A 17049-nucleotide genomic window follows, 5' to 3' on the forward strand; every position below is an offset into this window, starting at 1 on the left:
CATATATTTGATTTAGATGCCTCAAGAAAAAAAACTAACACAGCAACAGGTCATCGCATTAGAACGAGATCTGGCTAAATTCGCAACCATGATGGACAGCGCAGTCCGTATTCCTTTTACAAAGCAGGGTATTGGGGCCGATGCGGCCCTAAGTACCATTCCTATTGCGGGTGATGTAGCGGGTTTTGTCCTGACTTGCTATGCCATATATAAAGCCAAGCAAATTGGTGTACCGCAGCATAAGCTCACTCCCGTTATAAAATTGGCTGTAGTCGATGCTGTGGTGGGTTGTGTGCCAGTTGCTGGCACTATTTTCGATATTTTTATACGTCCTAGCAGAAAAGCGTTAGACGTCGTCCATACCCACATTCGTGAAGAATATGCGATTCAAAGTGATATGCATGTTGTTCATCCGTATTTACATGAAAAGCTTGAAAAGAAGCAGCAACAGTCAGCCTTCTGGCGTAACCCTATTGTGAGTTGGCTATGGCTACATATACCCGATTTATTGGGGGTGTTTGTGCTTATTTTGATTGGTTTTGCAATGTGGTGGGGAATCAGTTTTCTTTGGGGACTTGCCCATTCAGCCTAATAAAAAAGCCTCCAACTGGAGGCTTTTCATTCACTGTGTTATGGGCAATCTAACTGATGTAGAGCTGCAACACGCTGTTCGATCGAAGGGTGAGTTTGGAACAATGCGGCCAAGCTAAAGCCTTGTTCTTTACCTTCCGCAATAGCGAACGCTTTCATTTCTTTTGGCATTTGGTCAGGTAACTCTGTTTCTGCCTGTAAACGTAATAAAGCAGAAATCATTGCTTGTTTACCAGCTAAACGTGCACCTGCTTCATCAGCACGGTATTCACGGTAGCGAGAGAACCACATCACAATAGCAGAAGCTAGGATACCGAACACGATATCTAAAACCATTGTAATGAGGAAATAACCCATACCAGGTGCTTCATTGTCTTGACGACCAAAAACATTACGGTCGATAAAGTCACCTACTACGCGAGCAAAGAACATAACAAAGGCGTTTACAACACCTTGGATGAGTGCCAATGTGACCATGTCACCATTTGCAACGTGACCAATCTCGTGCGCAAGCACTGCACGTAGCTCATCTTTGTTCATACGCTCAAGTAGACCGCTTGAAACGGCAACTAAGGCATCATTTTTATTCCAGCCTGTTGCGAAGGCATTAGACTGATATGAAGGAAAGATACCAACCTCTGGCATATTAATACCAGCACGTTGAGAAAGTTCAGCGACTGTTTGCAATAACCAGCTTTCAGCTTGGTTACGAGGAGCATTTGGGTCAATCAGTTCTGTACCAGTAGTTTTTTTAGCCATCCATTTGGACATAAATAGAGAGACTAACGAGCCCACCATACCAAACACAAAACAGATGACTAAAAGGTTGCCTAGATTCAAGCCACCCGCGCCATGGTAACTACCGACACCGAAGAGTGACAAAATAATGCCAGCTACAACCAGTACCGCGAGGTTGGTAAGCAAAAACAAACCAATCCGCATCATTGAGAAAATCCTCTTATAAATAAAATATTATCTGATTTATAAATTATAAATCACTCAGCTAATATGCGGCGCTTAGGGGAAAAATTCAAGAAAAAAATAAGGAATCAATACATTCTTTAGTGGATAAGAATGTATTTAAATTAAACAAGTTATTTATACAGCCCATCTAAACACAGAGGTATGGGTAATAGATCATTACAATTTTTAGACAATCAGCCTCGTTAAAAGATTAACTGCAATGCATGAGTTGTTTAAATCTACTCGATTCTAATATGCGCAATTGCTGTTGCGTTATTGGTGACATAAGTTCCTGTAGGTGCGTCGGTATAGGTACCATCAGCCAAAGTCACAATTTGGCGTGCAGAAGAATATTTAACAGGTTTAGCCGATACTTGTTGTGTTGTGGCGGCTTGAGGTAGCTCTGGGCGACTTACAGTCTGGGTAGAAATATTTGAGTTCGTAAAAGATGAAAGGCTTACCCCAGAAGAATATAAGTTTTGATATCGACTGGTTACTCGGCGAACATAATCTTGGGTTTCACGAAATGGGGGAATGCCGCCGTATTTATCAACGTTGCCTTCACCAGCATTATAGGCTGCGAGTGCCATTTGCGTATTGCCATTAAAACGCTTGAGCAACCAGCCTAGATATTTCGCACCAGCAAAGATATTTTGCTGAGGATCATAAGCGTTAGAAACGTTAAAGCGACGGGCAGTGGCTGGCATGAGTTGCATTAGGCCTTGGGCACCGACTGGAGAGTGGGCATTTACATTGAAACCCGATTCGGTATGCATGACTGCTTTAATTAAACCTTCAGATACACCGTGCTGTTGTGCTGCCTGCTTAATAATATGGTCAAACGCATTTTTATTTTTGCTATAGCTCGGTAGAACAGAAGCTTCTGAAGCGCCCCAGTTTGTATAACTATGAATATTACTATCAGGATAGTAAGTCACTTTTACTTTCTTGAGTGAATTGTCATAGCTTTTACGGTTAGTCAGTAAAGTACTGCCATTTTTGTCTTGGTAAACGTACATCTGACCCGCAAAAGTCGACGTTACACCGACCGAAAAAGTGGTCATCCCCAGCAAACAAGAAAAAAGATATTGAACCGAATTTTTCATTTTATGTTATTCACAATTTTAAGGTATTCGAGACTTGTCAAAGAGTTTATCAAAAAATATTAAAGAAAGAAGTTTTGTGTAATTTTTTTTATTTTCGCTGTTTTAAAAAATCAAGCTGTTTTGTTCGAATGATCATCAAAAAAAATTAAAAAAAATTTTTAAAATGATTCTATTGACTTGAATAACTATTTGAAAATTAAAGGTAAAAATGATTGGTTAAAAAATGATCAATTTAAATAAAACCCTTAACAGAAGGTGAAAACAGTTTGTCAAGCACGAAGAAATCCACAATTTTATCCACAGGTTTTGTGGAAAACTGTGGAAAAGTCCAAAAAGTAAGCATTTTGCGCAAAAAATGAACTCATCGGTCAAAATGGAGCACGGCTTTTGCATCATGCCTGAGCATTATGACGACTTCAAGAATTGAAACTATTCTTTTGATGCGATTCCCGTCCGAATCATATAAAATTGCGCGGTATTTTTATTTATGGGTATATCTCGTCTATGTACGCGCCAGTTGAGTCCAACGAAGGATTTAATTTTAAGCCTGAACTTCCAACAAGCTCGGTTTATTATCGTTTGCTTAAGAAGCTTCGCCGTCAAGTTGGACATGCCATTCGTGACTTCAATATGATTGAAGATGGTGACAAGGTCATGGTGTGTGTGTCTGGTGGTAAAGACAGTTATACCTTGCTCGACATTTTGTTGCAGTTCAAACGTGTTGCACCGATCAATTTTGACATTGTTGCGGTTAACCTTGACCAAAAGCAGCCGGGTTTTCCAGAAGATGTCTTACCACGTTATATGGAAGAAAATAACATTCCATATTACATTTTGGAAAAAGACACTTATACCATTACCAAGCGTTTAACACCTGAAGGTAAAACATACTGCGCAGTGTGTTCACGTTTGCGCCGTGGTTCGCTATACGGCTTCGCTCAAGAAATTGGTGCCACCAAAGTTGCGCTAGGCCATCACCGTGATGACATCATTGCAACTTTCTTCTTGAACTTATTCCATGGTGGCAGCTTAAAGGCAATGCCACCTAAGCTTTTATCGTCAGATAAGAAAAATATTTTGATTCGTCCTTTGGCCTATGTTGAAGAAAAAGACATTATCAAATATGCCGAATTACGTAAGTTCCCAATTATTCCGTGTAACCTTTGTGGTTCACAAGAGAACTTACAACGTGCCATGCTTAATGAAATGCTACGTGAGTGGGATAAGCAATATCCGAAACGCTTACACAGTATTTTTGGTGCTTTACAAAACGTTTCTCCGTCTCAGTTAGCTGACCGTGAGTTGTTTGATTTTGAAGCGCTAGATTCTCAGCGTGAGATCGACTTTAAAGACCCTGAAGAACTTAAAAATCGTTTAGATGTAGTGAATTTAAGTTTCGCTGCTGAATAAAATATTTGAACAAGTCAATTAAAGGCACTTTATAAACAAGTGCCTTTAATGTATCAAAACACTAAAAAATGAATGTTCCGTACAAAAAGTCATAGCCCAACCTTAAAATTACATGCTATAACAACGCACAAGCAGAAGTGCTTCATATGATGTTGTCTGGATAGACAACTAACTAGAGAAATTGAACAAATAAATTTGAGGAAGAATCATGCCTGCATTTTTAACTGATGATTGGTTTGCGACTGTCGAAAAATTAACTGCTGAAGCAGGTGATCTTAATTTGCCACCAGCTCTTGCGAATTTGGCAATTAATTTAGTAGTTACAGATGCTTCTGGAAATACCGAATTAGCTTTAGATGGGGGTAAAATCCAAAAAGGTTTGTCTTCAAATGCCAAAACAACTTTAAATATGGATGCTGAAACTTTACGTAAAGTATTCTTAGAGTTTGATATGGCTGCAGCTATGCAAGCATTTATGACTGGTAAAATTAAAGTTCAAGGCGATATGTCTCAGTTAATGGCTTTGCAAACAGCTAAACCAAGCCAAGAACAAAAAGATTTGTTCAAGAAAGTATTAGAACAAACAACAGCTTAAGTTAAAAAGAATTCATATAAAAAGCTTACCCCAAGAGGTAAGCTTTTTATTTGTACAAACACTGAATTTATCAACTTTTAAATAATAAAAATTAGATATTGATTCGAGGTTGTGCCGTTTTAATGTGCTCAAGATAAGCACGAATACGGGTCACATACTGTACCGCTTGTTTGTACCGACCATTTCGCATTTGATTACGCTGTAAGTACTCATAAAGGTTAACCCACTGGTTCGGATCTTTTCCTTGAGTCTGTAAGCGTTTCTGGATCTGGTTGACTGCACCCGGACCCATATTGTAAGCCACAAGGGCATACCAGTTACGATCTGGGAAAGGAATATCATCATACTCACTTAGCATGAGATCATAATATTTCGCACCGCCCTGAATGCTTTGCGCTGGATCGCTACGGTTACTTACACCCATTGCCCGAGCTGTACTGTTGGTTAACATCATTAATCCACGTACGCCTGTTGGTGAAACAGACTCTGGCTTGAGGTATGACTCTTGATAGCTCATTGCTGCAAGCAAATGCCAATCTAAATCATACTTCGCTGCGCTTTGTTTGAAGCTAGCTTTGTAAATGGGCAGACGTGTACTTAAATCACGTTGAATCGTAGACCAAGACTCAGGTTTTACAACGTTACGGTTATAAAATGAAGCCAGTTGTTGAGTCAGACCATTTTGCTTGCTTTGACAAACAAAACCACTGGCAGTTTGTGTAAGAGGATCATCTGCTTGTTTAAACACCCAGCTTAAATCAGGATTTAATCCATTTTTTTGCAAATTTACGATATCACCACAACTTGCAGAAAAAGACATTAAACCTTTGCTCTCGATTGAGCTTAAGCCTGCGGTCGTCATGGCAAGATTTGCTTTACCTTGCTGGACCCATTTGAGTGCAGTGGCATTATCTGCCACGATTTTGAAGTCTAGTTTTACATTTAAGCTTTGCGCATAGTTACGAGCGAGGTCATAACCAAAGCCATGCAAAAATTGATCTTCTTTAAAAACAGTAGTCGGGCTTTCTACAGCAACTACCGTTAATGTGTTTGTGTTAACTACAGTATTGTACTGTAGGGTTTTTCCTGCATTAATACTATGAAAGGGAAAAAACATAGTGCTGAGTGCAAGAACTTTCAATGGGAGAGAAGAAAATAAAGAGTTAAGGCAAAGCCTCGACCCAGAACTTGAATTACTGTGCATGTTGTCTCCGCTACAGATAATTTATGCCCTAAAAGCCAGACAAAAAGCTGCCATAACTTCTAAAAGTTGATAAATTCAATAAGGGGTGGGCAGTCATGACGTCATTCAAAATGACATGAAATGAAAAAATAGACTGTGTAGAAAATCTACATAGTTTTAGGTTGGGTTAAAAAATACTCAACATTTAAGATGCGCGCATCATAATATTCAAAAAAAATTTTGTCAAATTTTGAACAATTAAATATCGGATATATCAACATAACACCATGAATTTATTAAGGAAGAAAATTTATACACTTATGGTGTGAGAAAATCGGGTATGAAATGCTACGTTTTGTAGCCATCATGTTATTACAACGTGAAATTTGATTTATATACTAGGTAACTGCTATAGCTTAAATAACTGAAAAAATAAAATAATTTAGTGATTTTTAGTTCTATTTAATTTGTTTACATTTAAATTAAAGCTAAAAGATACCATTAGAAAAAGTATCTTTTAGCTAAAGTAATAACTTTATCAGTTATATCTTATTAAATCTTCCATAACATTACACCGGTCTGATAACCTGCTCCTAAAGACCAAAAAACAATAATATCACCTTTATTTATAAGTGATTTTTCTAACCGTTTTTTGTAGGCAATAAAAAAACTACTTACTCCTGTATATCCATATTGATCTCCAATATATTCAATTTTTTCAGAGGGAATATTGATTTTATCTTGAAGAATATCAATATTTGATTTCGTAAATTGGGATAGTAAAAAACAAGATATATCTTCAATGTTTAAATTATTTTTCTTCAATAATTTATCTAGTGCATCTGCCGCGAATTCCACACTTTCCAAACCAGTAAATGGTGCCCAATGAATTTTTTGTTCCTTACTGTGATAATTCGTTAGGCCATGAGGAGGAAAAACAATAGTTTTACAAAAACTACTATCTGTTTGGTACATCCTGTCAATAATGCCCGAATCATCGGTATTTTTTTCTAGTATTATTGCTGCTGCTGCATCTCCGACAATTGTTGAAGGAATCACCTGTTTTTCATCTCCAAGCATTGTTAGATGATCAGACCCAATCACCAGTGCGCGTTTATAACTTTCTTTTGATGCGAGCAAAACGGATGCTTGTTCAAGAGCAACGAACATTCCTAAACAATTAGCATTTATATCAAAGCATATACAGTCAGTTTTAATATTTAATTCTGAATGAATCAGCAAAGCATTAGTTGGAGATAGATATTCTAATGTTGTAGAAGAAAATATAATAATATCAATGCTGTCATGTGAAATGTTATAATCTTTTAATAATTGTTTTGATGCATTAACTGCCATTGTGAGCGCATTTTCTTCATCATTAATAATGACATGTCTTTTATTTCTTCCTACTTTTTCAAAAATTCTATTTAAACTGTCTTTGTCTTCAAATTTATTTAAAAAATATTCATTATTTCTAATTGTTCTTGGATGATAAGTAGATATTGCAGAAATTTTTATACCTTTCATGATTAATAATCTCTTTTTATATAAAAATATAATTGTGTTTTAATTTTGATCAATTATCGATGGCATTTTATCTACTTTTTTAAATTTAATGATTTCTAATTTTATATAAAATAATATGTATAAATTTGGATATTAATATATTTTTAATATTATAATTTGGGTTGTAATAAAAAATAAAATGAATACTCTGAATTAATTACTGATAACTTATTTTTGTTATGTACCAAATCATTTTACCTTTAGGTGTTTGAACTTGTATTTCATCATCTACGGCTTTACCTAAACAAGCTTTTGCCATAGGTGACTGCAAAGAAATATAGTCTTTGCGACCATAAATTTCTTCATCGCCGACAATACGGAATTTAGTAGTTTCGCCTTCATCATTTTCTAATTCAACCCAAGCTCCAAAATAAGCTTTACCATCTTGTTCCGGCCGATATTCTACTTTTTGGGCAACTTCAAAAAGTTTGGTGAGGTATCTGATCCTACGATCAATTTCACGTAGCTTTCTTTTGTTGTAGTGATAATCTGCATTTTCTGAGCGATCGCCAAGACTAGCTGCCCAAGACACAATTTTGGTAATTTCTGGGCGTTCTTTCCTTACAAGATCGTTTAACTCATCTTGTAATCGTTGATAGCCTTCAGCCGTTAATAGTTTGCGGTTCGTCATATAGCTCAAACTTTCTTCATATAGATAGTTTCGTTAGAAACCACAACAGGAATTAAAACTTATCTGTAATTGAAAAGGGGAGAATACCCTGAGTAAAGAGTAAAGCATTTTTGTCTTTGTGACTATGTTATCAAAAAGATAGACCAGTATCATATAGTTATGTGAAGCATGAAGGATAGTTAAAGACAATTAACACTTCCCAAATAAAAATAAGTTTAGGCATAAAAGTAGTAAAAGGTAGATAAAAACTCAAAATTAAAGGGTTTTTGTCTTTATTTTGAGCGTTCGGATAAAAACTTAAATAAAAAGGTTTGCCAAGTTGGCTTTTTATTTATATTATAGCGCTCGTTGGAAGCGTGGCAGAGCGGTTTAATGCACCGGTCTTGAAAACCGACGAGGGTGTGAGTCCTCCGTGAGTTCGAATCTCACCGCTTCCGCCAAAATTCTTAAAAAGCCCTTGTTAATGACAAGGGTTTTTTTTTGCTTATAAATTATTAAAAAAACTATATTGCTCGATTTCATAAATCTCTAAGTATGGTCTCTCCCGTTCGTGGGTTTGTCAAAGTCACATTTTCAAGCGCCTGAATCGACCAAGAATTATTTTCTTTAATAAGTACAGTAAGAATAAGGGTGTCAATTTGATGAGGACCTTGAGGATGAGCTATACCTGCACTTAAGCGACTCCAAAAATGAGAAATACAAATATCGTCACTTATGTGAGTGATGTCTATGAGTTCATTTTCTAGTTTTGAATCACTATAGATCGTTTCATGAATAGGTTGGTGAAGTGCAATAATTTCCTTAGTACCTTTAACGTAATGACCGAAACGATTAACGAAAGTCGCATCTTGATGAAAAAGAGCAGCAAAGGCCTTCATATCATGATTATTCCAAGCAATTTGAAATGCTAAGGAAATGTCTTCTGGTTTTATTATTTTTTGATTCATACCATTCCTACCATTTGTATCTATTTACTTAAATTTATTTTAGAAAAATGATGAAGCAATCTTTTTTTATAATAATTATACTGAGACTGTTATTTCAGCATATATATTGATAGCTTATAAATAGTTTATATATGAAAAATTTAAAATAAGTTTAATTAAACTATTAAAATCATTATTTAAAGAAAGCTGAATAATTTACTTTAATCAAACAATTGTGTAGTGATTTGTTAACATTTAAGTCTAAATTAAACATAAAAGCATATTTATATTGTATGAAAAAATAAGCGTACGATGATTCTATGAATGACACATCTGAACCAAACAAGGTCATAAAAAAACCTTCAAAAACTAAGTCATTTTTAAGCTATATAGTATTGTTTTTAATACTATTCCTTGTAGGGTTTGGAATCTGGCATTTAACACATCAGCCGCTAAAGTCTTCACAAAGTGCATCTTCGGATAAAAGAGGAAAAGGTGGTCATTTTGGAGGGGGCAACTCTTCTATTGTGGTTGGAACGAGTAAGGTGGTGCAACAAGATGTACAACAAACCATTCAAGCTTTAGGTACCGTCACCTCCACCAATACAATTATTGTGCATCCGTTAATTAATGGCACGTTGATGCAAATTAATTTTAAAGAAGGGAGTTATGTTCACAAGGGGCAGCTTTTAGCGCTTATTGATGACCGTGCTCCTAAAGCAACTTTATTGCAAGCTCAAGGCCAATTACTCAAAGATCAAGCGTTGTTAACGAATGCTAAGCTTGATTTACAACGCTATGCTCAGCTTTGGAAGCAAGATTCAATTGCTAAGCAACAGTATGATACTCAAGCATCGTTGGTCAAACAGTATGAAGGTGTCTTAAAGACAGATCAGGCTGCTGTTGAAAATGCAAAACTGCAATTAAGTTATACGCGTGTTGTATCTCCAGTAGATGGGCGTATAGGTTTACGTCAGGTAGATGTCGGAAATATGGTGACGACATCCGATGCAAACGGCATCGCTAATATTACTCAGTTTAAGAATATTTCAGTGGTATTCGCTGTACCTGAGCAATATTTAACGCAATTGATGCAGATTATGGATAACCCTAACCAAAACGTTAAGGTTGAAGCTTGGGATCGTCAAAACACTCAAAAACTGGCCGATGGTAAATTGGTGGCTTTAGATAATCAGGTCAATATCAATACTGGAACTATTAATATCAAAGCCAGTTTTGATAATCAAAACCAGCATTTATTTCCAAATCAGTTCGTTAATGTTCGGATGAGTTTAGGCAATATTGCGAATGCGATGATTGTTCCAACAGTTGCTTTACAACTCGGTGCCAATGGTTCTTTTATTTATAAAGTGAATTCTGATCAGACAGTGAGTGCTGTGAATGTTCAAACTGGGGCTGTTGTAGGTGACAACACCGTGATTACCAGTGGAGCATTGACAGTCCATGATAGCGTAGTCACAGATGGCGTAGATAAACTTAAAGATGGCGCAAAAATTAGTGTAGCTGGTACAGGGCGCCACCAAGGTGCAGGGCAAGCTACTGATACAAATGGTGGTAGTCGGCACTGGCAGCATCAAAATGCTCAAAGTGGTACACCAGAGGCAAATAGCACTTCAGATACTGGACAGCATAAATGGCAACATCGACGTGAACAGGCTAACGCATCAAGTGTTGTAGCCAGTCAACCTTCTGCTCAAAACGCGCAGTAAGGAGTTCCGATGAATCCTTCCCGTTTATTTATCCAGCGTCCAGTGGCGACTACACTGGTCATGATTGCCATTTTTTTATGTGGGTTGGTGTCTTGGAAATTTTTGCCTGTGGCATCATTGCCAGAGGTCGATTATCCAACTATGCAGGTCACGACCCTATATCCGGGGGCTAGTCCTGAGGTTATTGCCTCAACGATTACCGCTCCGCTTGAACGTCAGTTTGGGCAGATGCCGGGTCTAAGCCAAATGTCATCGACTAGCTCTAATGGGGCATCAGTCATTACTTTGCAATTTAATTTAAATTTGGGATTGGACGTTGCTGAACAAGAGGTACAGGCTGCAATTAATGCATCCAATAATTTGTTACCTAACGATTTGCTCACTCCACCGACCTATAGCAAAGTAAATCCAGCTGATAAGCCAATTATGACGATTGCAATCAGCTCTAAAGAAATGCCGATTACTAAACTGGAAGATCTGGTCGATACCCGTTTAGCACAGCAACTTTCTCAAGTGAGTGGAGTTGGCTTAATTAGTGTAAGTGGTGGACAGCGCCCCGCAGTGCGTTTACAAGTAAACTCGGCAGCTTTGGCCAATATGGGGCTGACTTTAGAAGATGTGCGTACAGCGGTCACGGCAGCTAACGTGAATCAAGCGAAAGGTACCATTAGTGGCGCCGTACAGTCCTCTACCATTGATGGCAATGATCAGTTGCATACGGCGGATGATTATAAAAATTTAATTATTGCCTATAAAAATGGTGCACCAATACGAGTGTCCGATATTGCTGCGACCATTGATTCCGCAGAAAACGTGCGTTTAGCAGCATGGGTTGGACATACTAGCAATAATGCTGCAACCCAAACGCCAGCCATTATTATTAATGTGCAACGTCAACCCAATGCAAATGTCATTCAGGTTGCGGATCAAATTAAGCAAATATTGCCTAAATTACAAAGTAGTTTTCCACAATCTGTGAATGTGGAAATTTTAAATGATAGTACTGCGACCATTCAGGCTTCACTAAAAGATGTAGAGTTTGAGCTGGTTTTGGCAATGGTGCTGGTCATCATTGTCGTGTTTTTATTCTTACGTAGTGTACGGGCAACCTTTATTCCCGCAGTGGCGTTACCACTTTCTTTGGTTGGCACTTTTGCTGTGATGTATCTGATCGGTTTTTCGGTCGATAACTTAAGTTTGATGGCGCTTACGATTGCAACGGGTTTTGTGATTGACGATGCCATTGTCATGATCGAAAACATTTCCCGTTATATTGAGCAAGGCGAACCGCCGATGCAGGCTGCCTTAAAAGGTTCGGAGCAAATCGGTTTTACCATTATTTCCCTGACTATTTCGCTAATTGCTGTACTCATTCCTCTGTTATTTATGGGCGATGTAGTTGGACGATTATTTCGTGAGTTTGCGGTAACCCTTGCTGTTTCTATTTTAATTTCAGCTTTTATTTCTTTGACCCTGACCCCGATGCTGTCTTCGAGGCTGCTTAAGCATATCCCTGAGGCAGAGCAGGGACGTTTTTATCATGCCATGGGGAGCTTTTTTGATAAAACGATTGGTGTTTACTCCAAAGCATTACGTTGGGTACTGGCACGACAAGGGCTATTTTTAGTCGTTACGATTGCGACGTTTGTCTTTACGGTTATGTTGTATGTTTTTATCCCGAAAGGTTTTTTCCCTGTTCAGGATACAGGACAAATTATTGCTACAACCGAAGCTGATCAGACGATTTCATTTCAGGCAATGAGCGTTAAACAGCAAGAAACTGCAAAAATTATTTTGCAAGATCCTGCTGTACAAAGTATTTCATCGTTTATTGGTGTGGATGGGACAAATAGCTCACTCAATACTGGCCGTATTTTAATTAATTTAAAGGATAAATCGGCTCGTCCCGATGTGCAGACGGTTATTAGTGATTTGCAACAACGCCTGAGTAAAGCTCAAGGTGTGACTACATATTTGCAACCTGCTCAAGATTTAACAATCGATGCAAGACAAAGTAGAACCCAATATCAGTTTACTGTGCAATCTACGCGTTCTGAGGACTTGGCGACATGGATTCCAAAACTTGTTCAAGCGTTGTCTTTGCGTCCTGAAATTACAAATTTAGCAAGTGACTGGCAAGATAAAGGCTTACAGGTCTATGTTGATATTAACCGTGACGCCGCCGCTCAATATGGGGTGACGACAGCGAGTATTGATAACATTCTTTACAACGCATTTGGGCAAAGGCTCATCAGTACTATTTTCACTCAAACCAATCAATATCATGTAGTGCTTGGGTTATCCGATCAAGATCAAAATAGTCTGCAAGCCTTAGAAAATTTATATATCCCTTCAAGCAGCGGAAAGCCAGTTCGTTTAAGTTCAATCGCCACGATTCAACCTAGAAATACTTTGCTTGAGATTAACCATCTAGGCCAATTCCCAACGGCAACAATTTCGTTTGATACTGCTCAAGGTGTGTCATTAGAACAAGCAGTTCAAGCGGTAAAAGAAACCGAGCAACAGTTAAAGCTACCAAATAGTTTGATGACTCAATTTCAGGGGGCTGCTCTTGCGTTTCAAGCTTCTTTAAGTAATACGGTATGGCTCATTATTGCTGCAATTGTGGTGATGTATATTATTTTGGGTGTACTTTATGAAAGCTTCATACATCCGCTCACCATTTTATCGACTTTACCATCGGCAGGGATTGGCGCACTTTTAGCGTTGTCCTTAACTCATAATGATTTAAATATTATTGCGATTATTGGCATTGTGCTGCTGATTGGTATTGTTAAGAAAAATGCAATCATGATGATTGATTTCGCCCTAGATGCAGAACGGCATCAGGGTCTGACTCCAATGGAATCAATTTATCAAGCTTGTTTACTAAGATTTAGACCAATTTTAATGACAACAATGGCGGCATTATTAGGTGCCGTGCCTTTAGTCATTGGGAGTGGAATGGGATCGGAGCTACGCCACCCACTTGGTATTACCATGATTGGTGGTTTAATTCTGAGTCAGCTTCTTACTTTATTTACCACACCAGTTGTTTATCTTGCTTTTGATCATTTGGCGCAGCGCATAAAAGGAAATCGCCGTCCAGATAAAGATGCCAGCGAGTTGCCACCTTATGAACATTTTAAGTCTGGGGTGGATGAGGTATGAGTATTTCAACGCCTTTTATACGCCGTCCTGTAGCAACGACTTTACTGAGTATTGGGTTGGTATTGCTGGGTTTCTTAGCTTTTAATATTTTACCCGTCGCGTCATTACCGCGAGTTGATTTCCCTACTATTTCTGTAACGGCAAAACAGGCAGGGGCAAGTCCAGAGGTGATGGCCGCCACAGTGGCTACGCCGCTAGAGCGAAATTTGGGACGTATTGCTGGGGTAAATGAAATTACCTCTTCAAGTACATTAGGCTCTACTCGTATTACGCTTCAATTTGATTTAAATCGTGATATTAATGGTGCTGCTCGTGACGTGCAGGGTGCAATTAATGCATCGCTTTCTTCGTTACCATCGGGACTTCAAAATAATCCAACTTATCGAAAAGCCAATCCTGCTGATGCGCCTGTCATGATTTTGGCGCTGACCTCTAAAACTTTATCTAGAGGCCAGATGTATGATGCAGCTGATACGATTTTGGGACAAAAACTCCTCCAGATTGAGGGAGTTGGTGATGTCAGTATTGGGGGTGCAGCACAGCCCGCGGTACGGGTCGAACTTAATCCTAGTCAGTTGGCGCATTATGGTATAGGTCTTGATACTGTACGCTCTGCCATTACTTCAACAAATGCAAACCGACCGAAAGGCTTTATAGAAAAGAAACAAGAGCTGTGGGAAGTTAAAGCAAATGACCAAGCCAAACAAGCTGCTGACTATATTCCCTTAATTGTGAGCTATAAAAATGGAGGAGCGGTTAGAATTTCTGATGTTGGAGAAGTAAACGACTCTGTATTAGATAGTCGTAATGCGGGTTATTATGCAGATCAACCATCTGTTTTGATTATGGTATTTAAACAGCCTAATGCCAATGTAATTGAAACCATTCAACGCATTAACCAAATGTTGCCGACCTTACAACAGGCACTTCCATCACAAATAGAAATTCATACAGCGGTTGATCGTAGTAAGACCATTCAAGCTTCTTTAAGAGAGATTGAACGGACTTTAATTATTGCGATCATATTGGTCATTATTGTTGTTTTCGTATTTTTGAAAAATGGTCGAGCCACTTTAATTCCTGCGATTACTGTACCAATTTCTCTGGTGGGTACTTTTGCTTTGATGTATGCCTCAGGCTTTTCATTAAACAACATTAGTTTAATGGCTTTGACGATTGCGACAGGGTTTGTGGTAGACGATACCATTGTTGTGCTTGAAACCATTTCAAGGCGAATGGAAGAGGGGCTTGCTCCCATGCAGGCAGCAATTACGGGGGCAAGAGAGGTTAGTTTTACAGTAATCTCAATGAGCATTTCATTGATTGCGGTATTTGTACCTATTTTACTTATGGGTGGCATTGTGGGGCGTTTGTTCCATGAGTTTGCCATGACCTTAAGCTATGCCATTTTAATTTCAATGGTAGTTTCACTCACCACCACACCTATGCTGTGTGCATGGTGGTTGAAAAGAAATAAGAAAAATCAGCCAAACACTGAAAACTTAATAGCTGAACAGACTTCAAAAACTGACGATTATAGTGAAGCTCTTTTAGTTGCATCTGACGATGAATATTTGAAAAAACAGGGCTTATTTGGACGAATTACCCTGCTATATAAGCGTAGTTTGGCAGTCGCATTGCGACATAAAGCTATGACGATGATTATTTTCATTTTTACGATTGGACTGAATGTTTACTTATATATTGCTGTGCCTAAAGGTTTCTTTCCCCAACAAGATACAGGGGTCATGATGGGATCTTTAGTTGCAGACCAAAATATTTCCTTTGATGCAATGAATACCAAGCTTAAAAAATACATTGCCGTGATTGGAAAAGACCCAGCCGTTGACCATGTGATGGGTACACTTGGAGGTTCCCAACTTAATCGGGCAAATTTATTTTTAGCTTTAAAACCTTTGGGTGAAAGAACAGATACCCCAGACCAGATCATGGCTCGATTACGTAAAGTTCTTGGGCATGAAGCAGGAATACGTTTTAGTCTCAGACCTGTACAAGATATCAATATTGGAGGCCGCTCAAGTGATGCCAGTTACCAATACACCTTACAAGGCGATGACTTAACTGCACTAAGAAGCTGGACCCCAAAAATTCAAGCTGCTTTATCTAAACTGCCAGCTTTAACCGATGTATCTAGTGATCAGGATGTAAAAGGGTTAGAAACCAAGCTTAGTTTTGATCATGACAAAATGAAAATGATGGGTATAACGCAAGCTCAAGTCGATAGTACGTTAAATGATGCTTTCGGTCAGCGACAAGTCTCGACCATTTATAACCCGATGAATCAATATCATGTGGTCATGGAAGTTGCACCTGAGTATGCAAAAAGTGTGGAAGCGCTTAACAGTATTTATATACAAGATGCTCAAGGGCAGTCCATCCCTTTATCTACATTTAGTTCATGGAAAGCTGCGAATACTTCTTTGTCGGTCAATCATCAAGGGTTATTTGCTGCCAGTACCATTACATTCAATTTAAATGATGGATATTCACTTTCAGATGCCACTCTTAAAATTAATAATGCAATGAATGAATTAAAAGTCCCAACTTCTATACGTGGGTCATTCCAAGGTTCGGCAAAAGCGTTTCAATCTTCCTTAAGTTCAGAGCCATTACTTATTTTGGCGGCAATTGTCGTGATTTATATTGTGCTTGGCATTTTATATGAAAGCTTTGCTCATCCATTGACTATTCTTTCTACATTGCCATCTGCGGGATTAGGGGCACTTATTGCTCTTATACTTTTTAAAATGGAATTTACCGTAATTGCTCTCATTGGAATTTTATTGCTGATTGGTATTGTGAAAAAGAATGCCATCATGATGATTGACGTCGCATTAACTTTGCAGCGAAAGCAAAGTTTAAAACCTGAAACAGCGATTTTAGATGCATCAGTGCTACGTTTTAGACCAATTATGATGACAACATTTGCAGCTTTATTTGGTGCTCTACCTTTGGCTTTGGGCCGAGGTGACGGTGCGGAGTTACATGTGCCTTTGGGTGTATCGATTGTGGGTGGTTTGATCATTAGTCAGATATTAACTTTGTATAGTACGCCTGTAATGTACTTATATATTGACCAATTGAGCGAATGGGGAAAACGTAAGTTCAAAAACATATGGTCTATGAAACAAATGGGCTTAAAGAAATAAGAGGGTA

Annotated in this window: 12 protein-coding genes and 1 tRNA gene; 7 read left to right on the forward strand and 6 right to left on the reverse strand. The window is 38.3% G+C overall.

All coding sequences use genetic code 11. The annotated features are described in order from the left end of the window. Window positions 1-16: 16 nt before the first annotated feature. A complete protein-coding gene (locus I8T81_RS04275; RefSeq protein WP_198072177.1) occupies window positions 17-592 on the forward strand; it encodes a DUF4112 domain-containing protein in 576 nt (191 codons plus the stop codon). Between the two features lie 38 nt (window positions 593-630). Here the strand turns inward: I8T81_RS04275 and htpX are convergent, their stop codons facing one another. After that, window positions 631-1536 (reverse strand): protease HtpX, encoded by a 906-nt coding sequence (htpX, locus tag I8T81_RS04280; RefSeq protein WP_004699673.1) that lies wholly within the window; start codon window positions 1534-1536, stop codon window positions 631-633. 257 nt (window positions 1537-1793) lie between these two features. After that, window positions 1794-2660, reverse strand: coding sequence for a lytic transglycosylase domain-containing protein (locus I8T81_RS04285; protein WP_068935456.1), 867 nt, complete (start codon window positions 2658-2660; stop codon window positions 1794-1796). A gap of 504 nt (window positions 2661-3164) precedes the next feature. Here I8T81_RS04285 and ttcA point away from each other — a divergent pair. Then, on the forward strand, window positions 3165-4070 hold the full coding sequence (gene ttcA / locus I8T81_RS04290) for a tRNA 2-thiocytidine(32) synthetase TtcA (RefSeq protein ID WP_004699678.1): 906 nt from the start codon (window positions 3165-3167) through the stop codon (window positions 4068-4070). 208 nt (window positions 4071-4278) lie between these two features. After that, window positions 4279-4665: an SCP2 sterol-binding domain-containing protein gene (locus tag I8T81_RS04295; protein WP_004699680.1), complete on the forward strand. Its 387-nt coding sequence runs from the start codon at window positions 4279-4281 to the stop codon at window positions 4663-4665. A gap of 91 nt (window positions 4666-4756) precedes the next feature. On the opposite strand, the gene I8T81_RS04300 is transcribed toward I8T81_RS04295, so the two are convergent. The 3 genes from I8T81_RS04300 to greB form a co-directional block, all read right to left on the reverse strand. Beyond that, complete coding sequence (locus I8T81_RS04300; RefSeq protein WP_004699682.1) at window positions 4757-5869, reverse strand: MltF family protein; 1113 nt, start codon at window positions 5867-5869, stop codon at window positions 4757-4759. A gap of 531 nt (window positions 5870-6400) precedes the next feature. After that, window positions 6401-7375: a 3-oxoacyl-[acyl-carrier-protein] synthase III C-terminal domain-containing protein gene (locus tag I8T81_RS04305; RefSeq protein ID WP_019456589.1), complete on the reverse strand. Its 975-nt coding sequence runs from the start codon at window positions 7373-7375 to the stop codon at window positions 6401-6403. A 196-nt stretch (window positions 7376-7571) separates the two neighbouring features. Further along, the gene (greB, locus tag I8T81_RS04310) at window positions 7572-8045 is read right to left on the reverse strand and encodes a transcription elongation factor GreB (protein WP_004699685.1); all 474 of its coding nucleotides are present in this window, start codon (window positions 8043-8045) and stop codon (window positions 7572-7574) included. Window positions 8046-8395: 350 nt separating this feature from the next. Here greB and I8T81_RS04315 point away from each other — a divergent pair. After that, window positions 8396-8485 (forward strand) — tRNA-Ser (locus tag I8T81_RS04315). Between the two features lie 78 nt (window positions 8486-8563). Here I8T81_RS04315 and I8T81_RS04320 read toward each other — a convergent pair. Beyond that, window positions 8564-8992: an SgcJ/EcaC family oxidoreductase gene (locus tag I8T81_RS04320; RefSeq protein WP_198072178.1), complete on the reverse strand. Its 429-nt coding sequence runs from the start codon at window positions 8990-8992 to the stop codon at window positions 8564-8566. Window positions 8993-9291: 299 nt separating this feature from the next. Here I8T81_RS04320 and I8T81_RS04325 point away from each other — a divergent pair, with 299 nt between their 5' ends. The 3 genes from I8T81_RS04325 to I8T81_RS04335 are packed head-to-tail and all read left to right on the forward strand — an operon-like array spanning window position 9292 to window position 17042. Then, the gene (locus I8T81_RS04325) at window positions 9292-10701 is read left to right on the forward strand and encodes an efflux RND transporter periplasmic adaptor subunit (protein WP_198072179.1); all 1410 of its coding nucleotides are present in this window, start codon (window positions 9292-9294) and stop codon (window positions 10699-10701) included. Window positions 10702-10710: 9 nt separating this feature from the next. Beyond that, on the forward strand, window positions 10711-13872 hold the full coding sequence (locus tag I8T81_RS04330) for an MdtB/MuxB family multidrug efflux RND transporter permease subunit (protein WP_198072180.1): 3162 nt from the start codon (window positions 10711-10713) through the stop codon (window positions 13870-13872). After that, window positions 13869-17042, forward strand: coding sequence for an efflux RND transporter permease subunit (locus tag I8T81_RS04335; protein ID WP_198072181.1), 3174 nt, complete (start codon window positions 13869-13871; stop codon window positions 17040-17042). The genes I8T81_RS04330 and I8T81_RS04335 overlap by 4 nt, the downstream gene beginning before the upstream one ends. The last annotated feature ends 7 nt before the right edge of the window (window positions 17043-17049 follow it).

The sequence above is a fragment of the Acinetobacter seifertii genome (assembly GCF_016064815.1).
Classification (GTDB): Bacteria; Pseudomonadota; Gammaproteobacteria; order Pseudomonadales; family Moraxellaceae; genus Acinetobacter; species Acinetobacter seifertii.

Excerpts from the sequence above, each read along its gene's own strand:
- I8T81_RS04320 (WP_198072178.1), bottom strand. The coding sequence starts at position 8,992 with ATGAATCAAAAAATAATAAAACCAGAAGACATTTCCTTAGCATTTCAA.
- htpX (WP_004699673.1), bottom strand. The coding sequence starts at position 1,536 with ATGATGCGGATTGGTTTGTTTTTGCTTACCAACCTCGCGGTACTGGTT.
- greB (WP_004699685.1), bottom strand. The coding sequence starts at position 8,045 with ATGACGAACCGCAAACTATTAACGGCTGAAGGCTATCAACGATTACAA.
- I8T81_RS04305 (WP_019456589.1), bottom strand. The coding sequence starts at position 7,375 with ATGAAAGGTATAAAAATTTCTGCAATATCTACTTATCATCCAAGAACA.
- I8T81_RS04300 (WP_004699682.1), bottom strand. The coding sequence starts at position 5,869 with ATGCACAGTAATTCAAGTTCTGGGTCGAGGCTTTGCCTTAACTCTTTA.
- I8T81_RS04335 (WP_198072181.1), top strand. The coding sequence starts at position 13,869 with ATGAGTATTTCAACGCCTTTTATACGCCGTCCTGTAGCAACGACTTTA.
- I8T81_RS04325 (WP_198072179.1), top strand. The coding sequence starts at position 9,292 with ATGAATGACACATCTGAACCAAACAAGGTCATAAAAAAACCTTCAAAA.
- ttcA (WP_004699678.1), top strand. The coding sequence starts at position 3,165 with ATGTACGCGCCAGTTGAGTCCAACGAAGGATTTAATTTTAAGCCTGAA.
- I8T81_RS04295 (WP_004699680.1), top strand. The coding sequence starts at position 4,279 with ATGCCTGCATTTTTAACTGATGATTGGTTTGCGACTGTCGAAAAATTA.
- I8T81_RS04275 (WP_198072177.1), top strand. The coding sequence starts at position 17 with ATGCCTCAAGAAAAAAAACTAACACAGCAACAGGTCATCGCATTAGAA.
- I8T81_RS04285 (WP_068935456.1), bottom strand. The coding sequence starts at position 2,660 with ATGAAAAATTCGGTTCAATATCTTTTTTCTTGTTTGCTGGGGATGACC.
- I8T81_RS04330 (WP_198072180.1), top strand. The coding sequence starts at position 10,711 with ATGAATCCTTCCCGTTTATTTATCCAGCGTCCAGTGGCGACTACACTG.